Consider the following 15,906-nt stretch of genomic DNA (forward strand, 5'->3'; position numbering starts at 1 on the left):
CTTGAAGCACACAAGGCTCGCCCGACGCGGGCGAGCCCTTCGAGCGGCTTTAGTTCGCGGGTTCCGGGTCGCGCTTGCGCTTGTTGCCCATGCGCACGCCAATATCCATGAGGAACTGGAAGAAGCCTTCCTGATCCTCCAGAACGTTACTCCAGAACGGCGAGTGGTACAGCGCCACGGCGCCATGTACCAAGGCCCAGGCGGCGCAGTAGTGGAAGTACGGCGGCACGTCCTCGAGCTTACCTTCGCTGATCCGTCCCTTGATCAACTGGGTCAGGCGGTCGAAGTTGGAGGCGCGGATACGGTGCAGTTCCTCGACCATCTCCGGCACTTGGTTGCCCTTGACCACCTTTTCTTCCAGACGGTCGAACAGGCGGTAGCGCTGCGGGTCGCGCATGCGGAACTCGAAGTAGGCGCGCGACAGGGCTTCCTTGTCGCGGTCGACGTCGGCCGAGTGCAGCAACGCGTTCAGGTCGCGCTCGTAGTCGAGCATCAGGCGGAGATAGATCTCGGCCTTGGACTTGAAGTGCTTGTAGATCGTGCCTTTGCCGATGCCGACGGCGTCGGCGATCATCTCGACGGTGACACTGTCTTCGCCCTGCTCGAGGAACAGCTTGAGCGCGGTATCGAGGATCTCTTGTTCGCGGCGACGAAACTCACGGACCTTACGAGGTTCTTTCTGCATAGGAAGGACTGGATGACAATCGAAGCGGATTATTATGCCTAACTTGCGGCAAATTGCACGGAACATCCAACCATGTCTATGTTTCATGATGAGTTCGACCTGGCGCCTGGCCTGTGCTACCTGAACCACGCGGCCATCGCGCCCTGGCCCAAGCGCACCGCCGACGCCGTGGCGCGCTTCGCCCGCGACAACGTTTGCGTAGGGGCCAGCGACTACCCAACCTGGCTGGCGACCGAGCGTCGCTTGCGCGAACGCCTGGCAAGGTTGATCAATGCACCGTCCTTCGGCGATATCGCCCTGGTCAAGAACACGTCCGAAGCATTGTCGCTCGTTGCCTTCGGCCTTTCCTGGCAAGCGGGCGACCAAGTGGTGACGAGCGACGAGGAGTTTCCCTCCAACCGCGTGGTCTGGGAGGCGCTGGCCGAACAAGGCGTGCAGGTGATCCAAGTACGCCTGGCCGGGGATGACCCGGAAGGAGACCTGCTCGCCGCCTGTGGCGCACGCACCCGCCTGCTGACGGTGAGCGCGGTGCAGTATGCCAGCGGCCTGCGCCTGGATTTGGCCCGACTGGGAAAGGCCTGCCGGTCAAGAGGTGTACTGTTCTGCATAGACGCCATCCAACAGGTCGGCGCCCTGCCCTTCGACGTGCAAGCCTATGAGTGCGACTTCGCCATGGCCGACGGCCATAAGTGGATGCTAGGCCCCGAAGGGCTAGGTTTTTTCTACTGCCGCGCGTCGTTCAGACCACATTTGAAGCTGCACGCCTATGGCTGGCACATGCTCGAACAGCTGGGCGACTTCGAAAGACGCCAGTGGCAGCCAGCGCGAAGCGCGCGACGCTTCGAGTGCGGCAGCCCGAACATGCTGGGTGCCTGCGCACTGGAAGCCAGCCTGTCGCTACTGGAAGAGGTGGGAATGGAAACCGTCGCGCGCGAGCTGAATGGGCGCGTCGAGCAACTGCTCCAAGGGCTCGCCAAGATTCCCGGCGTCGAGCTACTCAGCCCTCGGGAGCCTCAGCGCCGAGCGGGGATCATCACCTTTGCGATCAACGGTCAGGACAGTGCGCAGGTGTATCAGTTGCTCAGCGAGCAACGGGTGGTCTGCGCGCGGCGCAGTGGTGGTGTGCGGCTTTCACCGCATTTCCATACCGATGAGCGCTTGATTGACGAGACATTACAGAAAATCCGCCGCATTGCCATGCTTTGAGTCCCAACGGGGTGCGCGCGTATTCCAAATCTGTTTAAAAAACGACCAACTGTCGCTGGCACTGCGCCAAACCTGGCCAATACTTGAAGTGTTGGCGCGGCGCATCCCCCCAAGTGGCGCGCCGATAAAGGTGCCCAGGGACCGCGTGCCTTTGTTTTACTCCTAATGGTCTTAACCCGGATTCCTCCCCCAGAACCCGGGTTTTTTTTGTTCGCACCCCCTGGCGCCGCCCCCATTGCGGAGCAAACCCGCCGAGGGATACGGCGTCTTTGGGTTCAGGCCACACGGGCCAGGGGGAACAGCCGCTTGAAGTTGCCGGTAGTCTGCTCGGCCAACTGCGCGTAGCTTACCCCGCGCAGCGAAGCGATGTACTCGGCCACCTCCCGCACGTACTGCGGCAGGTTCGGCTTGCCACGGTGTGGAATCGGCGCCAGGTACGGGGAATCGGTCTCCACCAGCAACCGATCGGCCGGCACCTGGCGGGCCACCTCGCGCAGGGCGTCGGCATTGCGAAAAGTGACAATGCCCGAGAGCGAGATGTAATACCCCAGGTCCAGCGCAGCTCGGGCCATGTCCCAGTCTTCAGTGAAGCAGTGCAACACGCCGGCCTGGGGCAGGTTGGCCTCACGCAGCAGCGCCAGGGTATCGGCACGCGCCGCACGGGTGTGCACGATCACCGGCTTGCCGGTCTGACGCGACGCTTCAAGGTGCAGGCGGAAGGACGCCTGCTGCAATTCGGCGGCTTCAGGCTCGTAGTGGTAGTCCAGCCCGGTCTCGCCAATGGCCACCACGTGTGGGTGGGCCAGCTCGTGCAGCAGCCACTCCAGCGCCGGGGCCTCGCCAGGCGCCAGGTCGAGTGGGTGAATACCCACCGAGCAATCCACGTCTGGGTACTGATCGCTCAGGGCTTTTACCGCCCCGGCGTTGTCGGCACTGACGCCGATGCACAGGAAATGCCCAACCCCGCGCTCGCGCGCGGCCTGCAGGGCGGCTTCGAGCGAGCCGCCATGTGCACTGAGATCAAGACGGTCGAGGTGGCAGTGGGAATCTACGAGCATGGGATGAAAACACACAGAAAATGAACGGTAGGGAAATCAGCGAGCCCCGGGCAACTGCACCCAGTGGGCCAGCAGCGCCTCCAGCAACAGCACGCGGTTGAGGTTGGCTTTGGCCAGCACCTTCTGGCGCTGCTCGAGGATCCACGCCTGGACCTCCAGCACCTTCGCCTGGCGGCTTTTCTGCGCCAGGTATTGCAGCACCTTGCGCATGTCGCCCAAGCCTAGCCCCTCTTCGTCCTGGGTCAATTGGTAGCGCAGGATCAAGTGCGACCAATCGCAGAACCAGTCGAACAGCAGCACCAGCGGCACCGCGCTCCACGCCTCGGCCAACTGGCTCGGCGACTGTTGCTGCTTGAGCAGCTTCTTAACGCCGTCGGTGACCAGCGCACGTTGCTCGCGCACCCCCTGGGCCTGCAAGCTGACGGCCATCAGCGGCGAGCCAGCGGCCAGGCTCAGCAGTTCACTGCGCTCGGCCTCGGCGCATTCCGACAGCGCCGTCGCCAGCCAGTCCTGGCTCTGGGCAAGGCTCGGCTGCGGGCAGGCCACCTGCTGACAACGGCTCTTGATGGTGGGCAGCAACCGGCTCGGCTGGTGGCTGACCAACAGCAGCACGGTGTCACCGGACGGTTCCTCAAGGCTCTTGAGCAAAGCATTCGCAGCGTTGATATTCATCGCCTCGACCGGCTCGATCAACACCACCTTGCGCCCGCCCAACTGCGCGGTTTGCACGACGAAGGCAACCAGCTCGCGGACTTGGTCGATCTTGATCGGCTTGTCGACCTCTTCCGGCTCCAGCACGAAGTTGTCCGGGTGGCTACCCGCCTTGAGCAGCAAGCACGACTTGCACTGGCCGCAGGCCTCCAGGCCGCTAGGCTGCTGGCATAACAGGCGGGCCATCAGGCGCTCGGCCAAGGCCCGCTTACCGATGCCCTGTGGCCCGTGCAACAGGTAGGCATGGGCATGCTGGGCGCGCCCGGCCAATTGCTGCCAGAGCGCCTGCTGCCAGGGGAAGGCTTCAGCCACGGCAACGCTCCAGAATGCCCGGCAACAAAGCGTCGATGGCGCGCTGCACGGCGTCCAGTGGCTGTGCGGCATCCAGCAAGTGGTAGCGCTGCGGTTGGCCGGCGGCGCGTTGCAGGTAGGCCTGGCGCACCGCCTCGAAGAATGCCTGGCCTTCCTGTTCGAAGCGATCCAGGCGGCCTCGGGCGGCGGCGCGAGCCAGACCGACTTCAACGGGCAGGTCGAAGACCAGAGTGAGGTCCGGGCGCAGTTCGCCTTGGACGAAGGCCTCCAAGGTGGCGATACGCTCCACGGGCAGGCCACGGCCACCCCCCTGATAGGCATAGGTGGCGTCGGTGAAACGGTCGCACAGCACCACCGCCCCACGTGCCAGGGCCGGTCGGATGACGCCAGCCAGGTGCTGGGCGCGCGCGGCGAACATCAGCAGCAGCTCGGTATCGACAGCCATGGTTTCGTCGCTGGGGGCCAACAATAGCTCGCGGATGCGCTCGGCCAGTGGCGTGCCGCCGGGCTCTCGGGTCAGCACTACATCCAGGCCCTGCTCGCGCAGGCGTGCGGCCAGGTACTCACGGTTGGTGCTCTTGCCCGCGCCTTCGGGGCCTTCGAGGGTAATGAACAAGCCGCTCACAGGCATTCCTTACTGTCGTTCAGTGGGCGCCGGCCCATCGGCCGGCACGGGTTCGTTGGCGGGCGCGGCAGGCTCGGCGGCCTCGGGGGAGGCTTGCGGGTCAGCTCCGGGAGCGGCCTCGAGCGGCGGCTCTGCCTGCTGCCCTGTCTCGGGCTGCGCCTGCGGCGCCGGGCTGGAGCGATAGTCGGCGCGGCGCTTGAGCTGGAACTCGCGCACCGCACTGTTGTGGTCGTCGAGGTCGTTGGAGAACACGTGGCTGCCATCGCCACGGGCAACGAAATACAAGCTGGTGCCATTGGACGGGTTCAGCGCCGCATGGATAGCCTCACGGCCGACCATGGCGATAGGCGTCGGCGGCAAGCCGGTCATGGTGTAGGTGTTGTAGGGGGTCGGCTCACGCAGGTCGGCGCGAGTGATCCTGCCGTTGTAGCGCTCGCCCATGCCATAGATCACCGTCGGGTCGGTCTGCAGCATCATGCCCAGGCGCATGCGGCGCACGAACACGCCGGCGATCTGGCCACGCTCCTGGGGAATGCCGGTCTCCTTCTCCACCAGAGAGGCCATGATCAACGCCTGGTAGGGGTCGCGGTACGGCAGGTCGGTGACACGTTCGGCCCACTCCTTGGCCAATACCTCCTCCAGGCGCATGTAGGCCTGCTGCAGCAACTCGACGTCACTCATGCCACGCACGAAGCGGTAGGTATCAGGGAAGAAGCGCCCCTCGGGGAACACACCGGTGTGGCCGAGCTTGTCCATCACTTCACTGTCGGACAAGCCGCCCAGGGTGTGCTTGAGTTTCTCATGCTTGGCGACAGCGGCGCGCACCTGGCGGAAGGTCCAGCCCTCCACCAAGGTCAGGTTGTACTGCACCACATCGCCACGACGCCAAGCCTCGAACAACTCCTGCACGGTCATGCCCGGGGTCAGGCGATACTCGCCAGTGTGCAGCGCCGTGCCGGCCATGTTGAAGCGCCAGTAAAGGCGCAGCCAGAAGGCGTCCTCGAGCAGGCCTTCGCTTTGCATGCGGTAGAACATGCGGTTCGGATTGGTGCCGTTGGGCACGTCGAGCAGGCGCTCCTGTGCCACTTGCAGCGGCTGCTCCAGGACCGAGTTAACCTTCCAGGCCGACCAGCCCAGTGCCAGGCCGGCCAGGATCAACCCCATTTCCAGCAGCAGCAGGAATTTGCGTCTCACGAATTCAGGTATCCAGTAACGTACAGGCAACGGCCTGCAGTTTACGGGTGAGCGGCCCTGCCGGCCAGTTCAGGTTCAGCTCGGCAAACACGCGCACCGGCCAGATGCCATACACGCTGTTGCACAGGAACACTTCCTCGGCCTGCTCCAGGTCGGCCTGCTCCAAGTCGCGAACTTGCACGCCGATGCCGAGCCGAGGCACTTGCTCCAGCAATGCCGCACGCATTACACCGGCCACACCGCAACGGCTCAGGTCCGCAGTCAGCAACATGCCGTCACGAATCAGGAACAGGTTGCTGTACACCCCCTCGATCAACCGCCCATGCATGTCGCGCATCAACCCTTCGGCATGCTCGCCGCCCTGCCACTCGGCGCGGGCCAGCACTTGTTCGAGGCGATTGAGGTGTTTGAGCCCGGCCAGCAGTGGTTGTTCCGCGAGACGGGTCTTGCAGGCGAACAGGCTGACACCCTGCTCGGCATTGGCAGCGGGATAGGCGGGCAAAGGTGCGCCTTGGAGGATGCGCCGGGCGATTGCACCGGGGGCCGGCGCGTAGCCGCGTGGGCTATCGCCACGGGTGACAACCAATTTCGCCACGCCCTCGCCGAGTTGACTGGCAAAACGCAAGAGCTCGTCGCGGACCAAAGGTATGTCGGCCTCGATTGCCAGGCGCTGGCAACCCAGCGCCAGACGTTCGAGGTGGTACGACAGCAAGCTTGGCCTACCGCCGTGGACGGCAATGGTCTCGAACAGGCCATCGCCGTAGGCCAGCCCCCGGTTCTGCAGGTTGACCGCAGTGGCGGGCTGGCCATCGATCCAGCTGTGCATCAACCGGCGAACCGGCGGAACACCAGCGAACCGTTGGTGCCGCCAAAGCCAAAGGAGTTGGACAACACCACGTCGATCGGCATGCTGCGCGCCTGGTGCGGCACGAAGTCCAGGTCGCAGCCTTCGTCCGGCTCGTCCAGGTTGATGGTGGGCGGCGCCATCTGGCTGTTGATCGCCAGCACACTGAAGATGGCTTCCACCGCACCCGCGGCGCCCAGCAGGTGGCCGGTCATGGACTTGGTCGAGCTGACCGCCAGCTTGTAGGCATGTTCGCCGAACACCCGCTTGATCGCGGCCACTTCGGCCACATCGCCTGCGGGGGTCGAAGTGCCATGGGCATTGATGTAGCTGACGTCTTCCGGCTGGATACCGGCATCGCGCAAGGCGTTGACCATGCAGCGGGCAGCACCTTCACCGGTCTCGGGCGGCGATGTCATGTGGAACGCGTCGCCGCTCATGCCGAAGCCAACCAGCTCGGCATAGATGGTCGCGCCGCGGGCCTTGGCATGCTCCAGCTCTTCGAGCACCAGGGCACCGGCGCCGTCGGAGAGCACGAAGCCGTCACGGCCCTTATCCCACGGGCGGCTGGCCCGGGTCGGCTCGTCATTGCGGGTCGACAGTGCCCGGGAAGCACCAAAGCCGCCCATACCCAGGCCGCAAGCGGCCATCTCGGCACCGCCGGCAATCATCACGTCGGCTTCGCCGTAGGCGATGTTGCGCGCGGCCATGCCAATGCAGTGAGTACCGGTGGTGCAGGCAGTGGCGATGGCATAGTTCGGCCCCTGCAGGCCCAGGTGGATCGACAGGAAGCCGGAGATCATGTTGATGATCGACCCCGGCACGAAGAACGGCGAGATACGCCGCGGGCCTTGCTCATGCAGGGTCCGGCTGGTTTCCTCGATGTTGGTCAAGCCGCCGATGCCCGAGCCCATGGCCACGCCAATGCGCTCACGGTTGGCGTCGGTGACCTCCAGGCCGGCGTTGCGCACCGCCTGGAACCCGGCCGCCAGGCCGTACTGAATGAACAGGTCGAGCTTGCGGGCCTCCTTGGCCGACAGATACTGCTCGACCTCGAAGCCTTTCACCGAGCCGCCAAAACGGGTGGAGTAGGCAGACAGGTCCGTATGCTCGATAGGACCGATGCCACTGCGGCCAGCCAGAATGCCCTGCCAGGTGCTGGGCACATCGGTACCCAGTGGCGACAGCATACCCATACCAGTGACCACGACGCGTCTACGCGACACAGTACTCTCCTCTTCTCATATCAGGGTTTCTTGCCATGGCATTCACGATGGCGAATGACATCGCAACAAGCCCCGGCTCTCGCAAAGAAAAAACCGCACGCCGGCAAAGGCAGTGCGGTTTTTCCCGACAAGAAGCGTCGACTGCTTACGTCTTAGGCCTGGTGGTTTTTGACGTAGTCGATTGCAGCTTGAACGGTAGTGATCTTCTCGGCTTCTTCGTCAGGGATTTCGGTCTCGAATTCCTCTTCCAGAGCCATCACCAGCTCAACGGTGTCAAGCGAATCGGCACCCAGGTCATCGACGAAGGACTTCTCAGCGGTCACTTCCTCTTCCTTGACGCCCAGTTGCTCGGCGACGATTTTCTTGACGCGTTCTTCGATGGTGCTCATACCTAGTTTTCACTCCTAATGGACATATGTCAGGCAGCTGGCCGGTGAACAATTTTATAGAAAGACGCCTGCTTTTCAAGCGTAACGCGTCTCTCCCAAAACCACCCGGCCCGCTGTCCGGAATCTGGTTGCAGCTTTATAACGGATTTTAGGCTCGCAGTATGACTGTTTTTTTAAGCAATCCGTCACATTGAGTTGCAGATGTTACATGTACATCCCGCCGTTCACCGGCACGGTGGCGCCGGTGACGTAGGCTGCGCCGTCGGATGCCAGGAAGGAAACCACTTTCGCGATCTCCTCGGCCTGGCCAAGGCGGCCCAGCGGAATCTGGGTCTGCAGCGCTTCGCGCTGGGCTTCCGGTAGCTCGCGGGTCATGTCGGTGTCGATAAAGCCCGGGGTGACCGAGTTGACGGTGATATTGCGCGAACCGACTTCACGCGCCAGGGCGCGGCTGAAGCCTTCCAGGCCGGCCTTGGCGGCGGCGTAGTTGACCTGACCGACGTTCCCCATGGCACCAACCACCGAGCCGATGCTGATGATACGACCCCAGCGAGCCTTGGTCATGCCGCGCAGCACGCCCTTGGACAGACGGTAAAGGCTGTTGAGGTTGGTGTCGACCACGTCGAACCATTCTTCATCTTTCATGCGCAGCATGAGATTGTCACGGGTGATACCGGCGTTATTGACCAGGATGGTCGGCGCACCGAACTGCTCCTGAATGGCGCCCAGCACGGCGGCAACCGACTCGTCGCTGGTCACGTTCAGCTCCATGCCGGTACCGGCAATGCCATGCTCCTTCAGGGTCTCGGCGATGCGCGCAGCGCCAGAGGCGGAGGTGGCGGTACCGATCACGGTGGCGCCCTGGCGGCCCAGTTCGAGGGCGATCGCCTGGCCGATGCCACGGCTGGCGCCGGTCACCAGTGCAACTTTACCTTGCAGGCTCATGCAAGCTTCTCCTAAATCAGGCCAGCGCCGCGCGAGTGGCGGCGATAGCGTCTGGGGTGTTGAGGTTGTAGGTGGTCACGCCGTCGGCGCAACGCTTGTTCAGGCCGGCCAGGACCTTGCCAGGGCCGCACTCGACCAGATTCACCGCACCACGCGCGGCAAGGGTCTGCACGCACTCGACCCAGCGCACGGGCTGGTACAACTGGGCCAGCAGGTCCTGCTTGAGGGCATCGAGGTTGGCGGCGACAGCGGCAGTGACGTTCTGCACCACCGGGATCTGCGGCGCCTTCCACTCAAGCGCATTGACCGCCTCGGCGAAGCGTTCGGCAGCAGGCTTCATCAGGGCACAATGCGATGGCACGCTGACCGCCAGCGGCAGTGCGCGCTTGGCGCCCTTGGCCTTGCACAGTTCGATGGCGCGATCCACCGCAGCCTTGTTACCGGCAATGACGACCTGGCCGGGGGAATTGAAATTGACGGCGCTCACGACTTCATCCTCGGCGGCCTCTGCACAGATAGCTACCACATCGGCATCATCCAGGCCCAGGATAGCGGCCATGGCGCCATGACCCGCCGGCACAGCCTCCTGCATCAGCTGGCCACGGCGCTCAACCAGGCGCACGGCATCCTTCAGGCTCAGGCTGCCAGCGGCAACCAGCGCACTGTACTCGCCCAGGCTGTGACCGGAGACATAAGCAGGCTGCGCACCACCCTCCTCCAGCCACAGACGCCACAAGGCAATGGAGGCGGTCAGGATCGCCGGTTGGGTCTTGTCGGTTTGATTGAGCTTTTCTTCCGGCCCATTCTGAACCAGATCCCACAGGTCGTAACCCAGAGCCTCGGAAGCTTCCTTGAAGGTCTCGATGATCAAAGGCTTCTCGGCGCCAAGCTCGGCGAGCATGCCCAGCGATTGGGAGCCTTGACCAGGAAAGACGAATGCGAGGGATGCAGACATTGAACAAGCCCTTATGATCTTGTCGTCGGATAGGGGGCGCCAGGCCGCAAGCCTGGCGCGGAAACTGAAGACTTGGATGGATACCCAGACCAAGCGGTCACATTTAACCACTTCATGGCGAATATGCCTAAGGCAACAGATCCTCCAGGCGACCATGCAGGCGTTGCGGCAGGTTTTCCTGGATCTCGATGAGCGCGCGCTGGATCGCACTCTGCAAGCCCTGCACGCCCGCCGAACCATGGCTTTTGATGACGATACCCTGCAGGCCGAGAAAACTTGCACCATTGTGCCGCGCTGGCGCCAAATCGGCCTGCAGGCGCTTTAGCAGCGGCATGGCCACCGCGCCAGCAGCCCGGGACAACAGGCCGCCACGAAACAAGGCTTCGATGCGCGCCCCGATCATGGTCGCCAGCCCCTCGCTGGATTTGAGCAGGATATTGCCGACAAAGCCGTCGCACACCACCACATCGGCCTCACCACGGTACAGGCCGTCACCTTCGACGAAGCCTATATAGTTGAGGCCGCGAGCGCCCTGCAGCAAGCTGGCGGCCAGCTTGACCTGCTGATTGCCCTTGATGTCCTCGGTACCGACATTGAGCAGCGCCACGCGCGGGCGGTGAATACCCAGGGCCTGCGCGGCCACCGAGCCCATCACGGCGAACTGGTAGAGGTTCTCGGCACTGCAATCGACATTGGCGCCCAGGTCGAGCAACTGGCAGTAACCCGCCTGCGTCGGAATGGCGGCCACCATCGCAGGGCGGTCGATGCCCGGCAGGGTCTTGAGCACGAAGCGCGACAACGCCATCAGCGCCCCGGTATTACCAGCGCTCACGCAGGCCTGCGCCTTGCCATCGCGCACCAACTCCAGGGCGATGCGCATCGACGAATCAGGCTTGCCGCGTAACGCCTGGGATGGCCGCTCGTCCATACCCACCACTTCGCTGGCACCGACAATCTGCAGGCGCGCGCGATCGGCAGCCGGTAGGCCGCTGACAAGTTCTTCGAGGAGGGAGGGTTGGCCGACGAGGGCCAGGTGCAGCGAGGGAGTAGCGGCAAGGCAAGCAATACTTGCCTGAACAATGCTGCGGGGACCAAAGTCCCCGCCCATTGCGTCGATCGCGATGATCTGAGCGGACAAGGATTACTCGTCAGCGCCCTTGTCGATCACTTTGCGACCACGGTATACGCCTTCTGGCGATACGTGGTGGCGCAGGTGGACTTCACCGGTGGTTTTCTCTACCGACAGTGCGTTTTCCGACAGGGCGTCGTGGGAACGGCGCATGTCACGGGCAGAGCGGGATTTTTTGTTCTGCTGAACAGCCATAATTGATTAACTCCTAAACGTTTGGGTCACGCTTTAACTGCGCCAAGACACTGAACGGGTTGGACCTCGATACCTCGTCCTTGCTCGATTCGGGCTCGTCTGTGCCCGCCGGCTGCTGGCATTCTTCCGGATGATGAGCAGGCACGATAGGCAAGGCGAGCAACAGCTCCTCCTCGATCAGTGCCTGCAGATCCAAAGGATCTTCGCCCAGTTCCAGCACGTCATAGCCTTTCGGCAACGACTGGGTATTCGCACCCTCCTTCACCACAGCGTAGGTACACTCGCTGTGAATCGGCAGGGTGACCAGCTCAAGACAACGCTGGCAAACCATCTTGACTTCGACATCGAGTTCGCTGTGGAAAACCACAACGCCTTGCTCGTCTCGCTCAAAATCGAACTTCGCCTGCACCGTACCGACATCGTCGGACAGCGGGTCGCAGAGTCTTTCCAAATCAGCGAGTTGCAGCGAACCCTGGAGGGTTACGCCGCGATCGGCTAATTTGCGCGGGTCAACGTGAGGTGGAATCGGGTCATTCAACATAGGCGCAGCATTCTAGGGATGCCCCCTGCCCCTGTCAAAGGAAATTAGGCGACATCGCACATGTTAAAGTGGGTTCAATTACCCAGGAGTTCACCATGCCCCCCTTGCTGCTCGCCTCCAGCTCCCCCTACCGCCGCGAACTGCTCGAACGCCTGCGCCTGCCTTTCACCTGGGCGAGCCCCGATATAGACGAACGACGCCTGGACGATGAGCCGGCCATCGACCTGGTACGGCGCCTCGCCAGGCAAAAAGCCGAAGCCCTGGCCGGCACGCATCCGCACCACCTGATCGTCGGCTCCGACCAGGTGGCGGTGCTCGGCGAACAGATCCTTGGCAAGCCGCATACCTTCGAACGCGCCTGCGAACAATTGCTGGCCGCCAGCGGGCAGCAGGTCACCTTCCTGACCGGGCTGGCACTACTCAACAGCACCACCGGGCACTGCCAGGTCGACTGCGTGCCGTTCACCGTGACACTGCGGGAACTGGACCGCGCGTGCGTGGAGCGCTACGTGCAGGCTGAGCAGCCACTGGACTGCGCCGGAAGCTTCAAGGCGGAGGGATTGGGCGTGACCCTGTTCCAGAGCACGCACGGCTGCGACGCCACCAGCCTGATCGGCCTGCCGCTGATCCGACTAGTGGACATGCTGACAAAGGAAGGCGTGCAAGTTGTGTAGGCCGCCTTGCGCGGCCAGTGCGACTGGCGCCATCAAAGGGCCGCCACGAACATAACGAGAACAGCCGCCCCACAACAAGGCGGCTGCGCAGCTCAACGCAACGAAGGCCCCTGGAAGCCCATCCACATGGCCAGGCGCTCAGCCACACTGGCACCGATGCGCTTGGAGAATCGATCGAACGGCGACTCTTGGACGGTGAAATCCACCAGTTCCTTCTCGCCAACGATCTCACGCGCCACATAAGGAGCACTACCCAGGCCATCGACCAACCCCAGCGCCTTAGCCTGCTCACCCGACCAGACCAGACCACTGAACAGCTCGGGATGCTCCTTGTCCTTGAGGCGCTCGCCTCGCCCCTGCTTGACCATGGCGATGAACTGCCGGTGGGTGGTATCCAGCACCCCCTGCCAGAACGCCGTCTCTTCAGGCTTTTGCGGCGAGAACGGATCAAGGAACGCCTTGTGCTCGCCTGCCGTATAGGTACGACGCTCGACCCCCAGCTTGTCCATGGCACCGACAAAGCCATAGCCGGCCGCAGTAACCCCGATCGAGCCGACCAGGCTGGCCTTGTCGGCATAGATCTCATCCGCCGCGCTGGCGATGTAGTAGGCCCCGGACGCACCGAGGTCGGCGATCACCGCATACAGCTTGATCGCCGGGTACTCGGCGCGCAGGCGACGGATCTCGTCATACACATAGCCAGCCTGCACCGGACTGCCGCCCGGGCTGTTGATACGCAGGATCACCGCTTTGCTCTTGGGGTCCTTGAAGGCGTCGCGCAGGCTCTTGATCAGGTTGTCGGCACTGGCGGCCTCCTGGTCGGCGATCACCCCTCGCACCTCGACCAGCGCTGTATGGCTGGCACTGCGCGAGGCACTGCTGTCCACATTCAGCAGCGGTGTGAACAGGAACAGGATGCCGAACAGGTAGATGAAGGTCAGCAACTTGAAGAAGATGCCCCACCGCCGCGCCCGACGCTGCTCCTGGACGCCTGCCAGCAAGGTTTTCTCCAGCAGCTTCCAGCTCTTGCGCTCTTCGCGCTCATCACCCTCATCGGGTGCAGGCGCCTTCCACTCGTCAGCCATGCTTACCTACCTTGGAATCGAAAACCGCGCGGGCCCGTCCAGCCATTCGCGCAACTGTGAAAAATGATCGATGCACACCTGCGGACCGAACTCGCTCAGCGCCCCCAGCGACATGGCACCGTACCCCACCGCGACCGAATGCATCCCTGCATTGCTGGCCATCTGCAGGTCGAATGCCGAATCTCCGACCATCAGCGCCTGCGAGGGTTCGACCTGGCAATGGGCAAGAATCTCCTCGAGCATCAACGGATGCGGCTTGCCGCGGGTCTCGTCAGCCGCGCGAGTGATATCGAAGTAGCCCTCCCAGCCATTGGCCTTGAGCACGCGGTCCAGCCCACGACGCGCCTTGCCGGTGGCCACCGCCAGACGATACCCCTCGGCACGAAATGCTTCCAGCGACTCGACCACGCCATCGAACAGCGGCGACGGCTGCTGGTCGAGCGCCATGTAGACATCGGCGTAATGCTGGCGAAAAATCTCTACCTGGTGCGCATCGAGGTGCGGATAGAGCGTGGCGATGGCTTCGGAGAGCGCCAAGCCGATGATGCCCTTGATGGCCTCCTCGTCACTCGACACCTCACCGGCGCGCTCGGCGGAGGCATTCATCGCCTGAACGATGCGCCCGATGGAATCGGCGAGGGTGCCGTCCCAGTCGAAAATCAACAATTCGTAGGGCTTGCTCATCAACGATCAGGTCGCACTCAGGCGCTCCACGGTCTTGGCCCACATCTCATCCACTGGCGCTTCCAGCTTGAGCTCACCGCCATCAGGCAGCGGCACGGTCAGGGCATAGGCATGCAGGAACAGGCGCTTGCCGCCCAGTTCGCGAATCTCGCGGGAAAAATCTTCGTCACCGTACTTGCTGTCGCCGGCGATCATGTGCCCGGCATGCAGGGTGTGCACACGAATCTGATGGGTGCGACCGGTAATCGGGCGCGCCTCGACGATGGTGGCGAACTCGCCGAAACGGCGCAGCACGCGAAACATCGTCAGCGCCTCCTTGCCCTCGTCATTGACCTCGACCATGCGCTCGCCCGAGCGCAGGTTGCTCTTCTGCAAGGGCGCGCTCACCTGCTTCTTCGACGTCGGCCAGTGCCCGCGCACCAAGGCCATGTAGCGCTTGTCGACACCGTCGCCGCGCAAGGCTGCATGCAGGTGACGCAACATGCTGCGCTTCTTGGCGATCATCAGCAGGCCGGAGGTGTCGCGGTCAAGCCGATGGACCAGCTCCAGCTCCTTGGCATCCGGGCGCAACTGGCGCAGCGCCTCGATCACCCCGAAGCTCAGGCCGCTGCCGCCATGCACGGCGATGCCGGCTGGCTTGTTCATCACGATCAGCGCCTTGTCTTCGTAGACGATCGCCGCCTCCAGGCGTTGCAGCAAACCCTGGGCCACTGGCGCCGGCTCGTCACGCTCGGGCAAGCGCACTGGCGGCACCCGCACGATATCGCCGGCCTGCAGCTTGTATTCGGGTTTGATACGCCCCTTGTTCACACGCACCTCGCCCTTGCGCAGGATGCGGTAGACGAGCGTCTTGGGCACGCCCTTGAGCGCGGTGATGAGGAAGTTGTCGATGCGCTGGCCGGCAAGTTCCGGCGCGACTTCGATCAGCTGAACGCCGGAAGTCGGGGGATTATTGGTCGTCATTGCGGGATCATAACAATTTTTTATGGAATTGAAGCACTTAATCATTGCTGCTATAGTCGAGAACGCCGCCAAAAGCGGCAGGCCAGCGGTACATGGCTACAAGCCTGCCCTGACCAACGCAATTCTCCAGGACGCGAGGCCGTCCCACGGGGTTTTCGCCAGTTTACCGAATTGCCTGGAATCGCCACCAGCGCCGAGCAGAGAAGAACGAAAAAAAACGACAAGTGCGGTGTCTCACCTGCTTACCCGATTCTTTTCGCCGTACCTCTGCCACGCCACCGTCGCTTCCGCGCAGCGCTTGGCGAATGCTTCGGAAATACCTGCCTTGGACATGAATGGCGCCAGCTCTCGAACCGGAGCTGGCGAAAAATGCAACCCGTTGCGGATTCAGCGCGCGGCAGCACCCGAATTTTCAGGGATACGTGCAGGGTGGAGATGTACAGCCCGGACCGTGTAAGCACGGCATCCGGCCACCGGCCCACTGT

18 protein-coding genes are annotated in these 15,906 nt (G+C 63.1%); 2 read left to right on the plus strand and 16 right to left on the minus strand.

Annotated elements, in window-relative coordinates:
- Window positions 1-49 precede the first annotated feature (49 nt).
- Window positions 50-685: a TetR/AcrR family transcriptional regulator gene (locus P0Y43_RS17855; RefSeq protein WP_275638585.1), complete on the minus strand. Its 636-nt coding sequence runs from the start codon at window positions 683-685 to the stop codon at window positions 50-52.
- A 72-nt stretch (window positions 686-757) separates the two neighbouring features.
- Between P0Y43_RS17855 and P0Y43_RS17860 the strand changes: the two genes are divergently transcribed.
- Complete coding sequence (locus P0Y43_RS17860; RefSeq protein WP_275638586.1) at window positions 758-1,891, plus strand: aminotransferase class V-fold PLP-dependent enzyme; 1,134 nt, start codon at window positions 758-760, stop codon at window positions 1,889-1,891.
- A gap of 275 nt (window positions 1,892-2,166) precedes the next feature.
- On the opposite strand, the gene P0Y43_RS17865 is transcribed toward P0Y43_RS17860, so the two are convergent.
- The 12 genes from P0Y43_RS17865 to P0Y43_RS17920 form a co-directional block, all read right to left on the minus strand.
- The gene (locus tag P0Y43_RS17865) at window positions 2,167-2,949 is read right to left on the minus strand and encodes a TatD family hydrolase (protein ID WP_275638587.1); all 783 of its coding nucleotides are present in this window, start codon (window positions 2,947-2,949) and stop codon (window positions 2,167-2,169) included.
- Window positions 2,950-2,985: 36 nt separating this feature from the next.
- Entirely contained in the window at window positions 2,986-3,972 is a 987-nt protein-coding gene (locus tag P0Y43_RS17870; RefSeq protein ID WP_275638588.1) for a DNA polymerase III subunit delta', read from the minus strand.
- A complete protein-coding gene (gene tmk, locus P0Y43_RS17875; RefSeq protein WP_275638589.1) occupies window positions 3,965-4,597 on the minus strand; it encodes a dTMP kinase in 633 nt (210 codons plus the stop codon). The genes P0Y43_RS17870 and tmk overlap by 8 nt, the downstream gene beginning before the upstream one ends.
- Before the next feature lie 9 nt (window positions 4,598-4,606).
- Window positions 4,607-5,791 (minus strand): endolytic transglycosylase MltG, encoded by a 1,185-nt coding sequence (gene mltG / locus P0Y43_RS17880; RefSeq protein ID WP_275638590.1) that lies wholly within the window; start codon window positions 5,789-5,791, stop codon window positions 4,607-4,609.
- A 4-nt stretch (window positions 5,792-5,795) separates the two neighbouring features.
- The gene (gene pabC / locus P0Y43_RS17885) at window positions 5,796-6,617 is read right to left on the minus strand and encodes an aminodeoxychorismate lyase (protein WP_275638591.1); all 822 of its coding nucleotides are present in this window, start codon (window positions 6,615-6,617) and stop codon (window positions 5,796-5,798) included.
- Window positions 6,617-7,861, minus strand: a complete 1,245-nt coding sequence (gene fabF, locus P0Y43_RS17890) for a beta-ketoacyl-ACP synthase II (protein WP_275638592.1) — start codon at window positions 7,859-7,861, stop codon at window positions 6,617-6,619. The genes pabC and fabF overlap by 1 nt, the downstream gene beginning before the upstream one ends.
- A gap of 152 nt (window positions 7,862-8,013) precedes the next feature.
- Entirely contained in the window at window positions 8,014-8,250 is a 237-nt protein-coding gene (acpP, locus tag P0Y43_RS17895; protein ID WP_009685065.1) for an acyl carrier protein, read from the minus strand.
- Window positions 8,251-8,454: 204 nt separating this feature from the next.
- Window positions 8,455-9,195, minus strand: coding sequence for a 3-oxoacyl-ACP reductase FabG (gene fabG, locus P0Y43_RS17900; protein ID WP_275638593.1), 741 nt, complete (start codon window positions 9,193-9,195; stop codon window positions 8,455-8,457).
- A 16-nt stretch (window positions 9,196-9,211) separates the two neighbouring features.
- Entirely contained in the window at window positions 9,212-10,150 is a 939-nt protein-coding gene (gene fabD / locus P0Y43_RS17905) for an ACP S-malonyltransferase (RefSeq protein ID WP_275638594.1), read from the minus strand.
- A gap of 127 nt (window positions 10,151-10,277) precedes the next feature.
- The gene (gene plsX, locus P0Y43_RS17910) at window positions 10,278-11,288 is read right to left on the minus strand and encodes a phosphate acyltransferase PlsX (protein WP_430540257.1); all 1,011 of its coding nucleotides are present in this window, start codon (window positions 11,286-11,288) and stop codon (window positions 10,278-10,280) included.
- A gap of 3 nt (window positions 11,289-11,291) precedes the next feature.
- The gene (gene rpmF, locus P0Y43_RS17915; protein WP_010223221.1) at window positions 11,292-11,474 is read right to left on the minus strand and encodes a 50S ribosomal protein L32; all 183 of its coding nucleotides are present in this window, start codon (window positions 11,472-11,474) and stop codon (window positions 11,292-11,294) included.
- A 13-nt stretch (window positions 11,475-11,487) separates the two neighbouring features.
- A complete protein-coding gene (locus P0Y43_RS17920) occupies window positions 11,488-12,015 on the minus strand; it encodes a YceD family protein (RefSeq protein ID WP_275638595.1) in 528 nt (175 codons plus the stop codon).
- A 95-nt stretch (window positions 12,016-12,110) separates the two neighbouring features.
- On the opposite strand from P0Y43_RS17920, the gene P0Y43_RS17925 reads away from it, so the two are divergent.
- Window positions 12,111-12,689 carry a Maf family protein gene (locus P0Y43_RS17925; protein WP_275638596.1) on the plus strand — a complete coding sequence of 193 codons (579 nt, stop codon included), beginning with the start codon at window positions 12,111-12,113 and terminating at the stop codon, window positions 12,687-12,689.
- Window positions 12,690-12,781: 92 nt separating this feature from the next.
- On the opposite strand, the gene P0Y43_RS17930 is transcribed toward P0Y43_RS17925, so the two are convergent.
- The 3 genes from P0Y43_RS17930 to rluC are packed head-to-tail and all read right to left on the minus strand — an operon-like array spanning window position 12,782 to window position 15,421.
- Entirely contained in the window at window positions 12,782-13,774 is a 993-nt protein-coding gene (locus tag P0Y43_RS17930) for a S49 family peptidase (RefSeq protein ID WP_275638597.1), read from the minus strand.
- A 6-nt stretch (window positions 13,775-13,780) separates the two neighbouring features.
- Entirely contained in the window at window positions 13,781-14,458 is a 678-nt protein-coding gene (locus tag P0Y43_RS17935) for an HAD family hydrolase (RefSeq protein ID WP_275638598.1), read from the minus strand.
- 6 nt (window positions 14,459-14,464) lie between these two features.
- Window positions 14,465-15,421, minus strand: coding sequence for a 23S rRNA pseudouridine(955/2504/2580) synthase RluC (gene rluC / locus P0Y43_RS17940; RefSeq protein WP_275638599.1), 957 nt, complete (start codon window positions 15,419-15,421; stop codon window positions 14,465-14,467).
- Window positions 15,422-15,906: the final 485 nt, after the last annotated feature.

The sequence above is a fragment of the Pseudomonas entomophila genome, from assembly GCF_029193575.1.
Taxonomy (GTDB): Bacteria; Pseudomonadota; Gammaproteobacteria; order Pseudomonadales; family Pseudomonadaceae; genus Aquipseudomonas; species Aquipseudomonas entomophila_G.

What these genes read in the sequence shown, in the direction of transcription:
- P0Y43_RS17935 (WP_275638598.1), bottom strand. Translation starts at nt 14,458, where the DNA reads ATGAGCAAGCCCTACGAATTGTTGATTTTCGACTGGGACGGCACCCTC.
- fabG (WP_275638593.1), bottom strand. Translation starts at nt 9,195, where the DNA reads ATGAGCCTGCAAGGTAAAGTTGCACTGGTGACCGGCGCCAGCCGTGGC.
- fabD (WP_275638594.1), bottom strand. Translation starts at nt 10,150, where the DNA reads ATGTCTGCATCCCTCGCATTCGTCTTTCCTGGTCAAGGCTCCCAATCG.
- P0Y43_RS17925 (WP_275638596.1), top strand. Translation starts at nt 12,111, where the DNA reads ATGCCCCCCTTGCTGCTCGCCTCCAGCTCCCCCTACCGCCGCGAACTG.
- rluC (WP_275638599.1), bottom strand. Translation starts at nt 15,421, where the DNA reads ATGACGACCAATAATCCCCCGACTTCCGGCGTTCAGCTGATCGAAGTC.
- P0Y43_RS17930 (WP_275638597.1), bottom strand. Translation starts at nt 13,774, where the DNA reads ATGGCTGACGAGTGGAAGGCGCCTGCACCCGATGAGGGTGATGAGCGC.
- pabC (WP_275638591.1), bottom strand. Translation starts at nt 6,617, where the DNA reads ATGCACAGCTGGATCGATGGCCAGCCCGCCACTGCGGTCAACCTGCAG.
- P0Y43_RS17920 (WP_275638595.1), bottom strand. Translation starts at nt 12,015, where the DNA reads ATGTTGAATGACCCGATTCCACCTCACGTTGACCCGCGCAAATTAGCC.
- P0Y43_RS17860 (WP_275638586.1), top strand. Translation starts at nt 758, where the DNA reads ATGTCTATGTTTCATGATGAGTTCGACCTGGCGCCTGGCCTGTGCTAC.
- P0Y43_RS17865 (WP_275638587.1), bottom strand. Translation starts at nt 2,949, where the DNA reads ATGCTCGTAGATTCCCACTGCCACCTCGACCGTCTTGATCTCAGTGCA.
- rpmF (WP_010223221.1), bottom strand. Translation starts at nt 11,474, where the DNA reads ATGGCTGTTCAGCAGAACAAAAAATCCCGCTCTGCCCGTGACATGCGC.
- P0Y43_RS17855 (WP_275638585.1), bottom strand. Translation starts at nt 685, where the DNA reads ATGCAGAAAGAACCTCGTAAGGTCCGTGAGTTTCGTCGCCGCGAACAA.
- acpP (WP_009685065.1), bottom strand. Translation starts at nt 8,250, where the DNA reads ATGAGCACCATCGAAGAACGCGTCAAGAAAATCGTCGCCGAGCAACTG.